Annotated in this window: 2 protein-coding genes and 1 tRNA gene; all 3 read left to right on the forward strand. The window is 57.0% G+C overall.

Going from position 1 to position 1,421, the window contains the following annotated elements; genetic code table 11:
• The first annotated feature begins 8 nt into the window (after nt 1-8).
• Nucleotides 9-85, forward strand: a tRNA-Arg gene (locus ACOVRA_RS14720).
• Between the two features lie 44 nt (nt 86-129).
• A complete protein-coding gene (locus tag ACOVRA_RS14725) occupies nt 130-342 on the forward strand; it encodes a hypothetical protein (RefSeq protein ID WP_421720957.1) in 213 nt (70 codons plus the stop codon).
• A 190-nt stretch (nt 343-532) separates the two neighbouring features.
• The coding region (locus ACOVRA_RS14730) for a helix-turn-helix domain-containing protein (RefSeq protein ID WP_421720958.1) at nt 533-1,421 on the forward strand (889 nt) is incomplete at its 3' end.

The following is a 1,421-nucleotide window of genomic DNA, read 5'->3' on the forward strand; positions in this document are numbered from 1 at the left end:
GCGATTTCGTCTTTGTAGCTCAATCGGACAGAGCACCGTCATTCTAAGTCGGTGGCTGCTGGTTCAAGTCCAGCCGGAGACGCCACTTCCTTACTGACACAGGCCCGCAAATGGCCCTAGCGTCCGTTTATGCGCAGTTTCTTCCCTGACCAACCCCAAGGCCGCCCCCGCCCCGCAAAACGCTTCCACGGCCCAAATCTCGCATGGGTTGCCCCGGACCATCAGCGCGACGCGCGCAGCATGGACACAGACGAGCGCGGCAACATCCGCATCACCCCAGCCATCAAGACCGGCAAGGTGCTGGACATTGAGCCAGTGAAATATCCGCGATGGATGCAGTAGATAGTTGTTGACCCGCCACGGGGGTTTCCCCGATGGTGTCGGCGTCAGGTGCGTGTGGTAGCGCGCCGGGCGCGGTTAAGTTTCACATCATGGCTAACAATCACTTTCCCTCCTCCTTGTCGCGAAGCCCAGTTAGCCGGGCTCCTACCACGTCTTTTGCGCGACAGGGGGGAGGGTTTCTTTTTGCCAAGTGAACGACGACGACCAAAAACGTGAATGGACGGGCTCCTGGATTCCAAAGCAAATTTGGACAAGAGAGGGCTTGTCGTGGATGGAGAAGTGCCTTTGGGCTGAAATCAATAACCTAGAGGGCGACCAAGGGTGCTTCGCGTCCAACGAATACCTAGCGAAGAAAATGGGCAGTTCGCCAGCGAGCATCGCAAACATAATCAGCCGCTTTCGTGCAGATGGGTTGATCAAGGATGTTGGCTTTGATGGGCGCCGTCGTTTCATTCGGGCAGTTACACCAGCCTTAACCCCCACGTTAACCCTGCCTTCACCTACAGGTGAACCCAGCCTTAACCCCCACGTTAACATAGATAACAGGGTAGAGAAAAGCTTAGAACATACCCCTATAGTCCCCAAACCGGTCGAGGCTAAAGCCTCTCCGATAGCGCCAAAAACCGAGCGGTCGGAAACCAGCAAGCCGCTTAAAGCGAAAGGCAAGTTGCAGTTACGTGCGGAAGCTTTGTTTAACCGCCGGGTTGATACCCCCCTTTCTGTTGCGGAGGATCGGGCTCTTAGGGCGGCGAAGCCGTGCATCATTGCAACCGCTGAAGAGGATTGGTTGGCGCTGGAAAAGTTCTATTCCGCTCCGCAGGCACAGACGTTTGCGCGCAAATCTTTCGCTGTTCTGCTGAACAATTGGAACGGTGAACTTGAACGCGCCCGTGCTTGGTGCAAGGAGCGCAACATCACCTTCGGTCAACCTGCCGCCGCCGCCCGCCCCGAGGACGTGGAGCCCGAGGGCTGGCGTGAGTATCTTGCCAAAGCGTATCCTGGCCATGACTTGCACACGGGGGCATGGCGTTCCATCAGTCGGGCCAACCGCCTTGACTTCATCCGGGAAATCGCAGCCA

The organism is Aquidulcibacter sp., assembly GCF_049239865.1.
Lineage (GTDB): Bacteria > Pseudomonadota > Alphaproteobacteria > Caulobacterales > Aquidulcibacteraceae > Aquidulcibacter.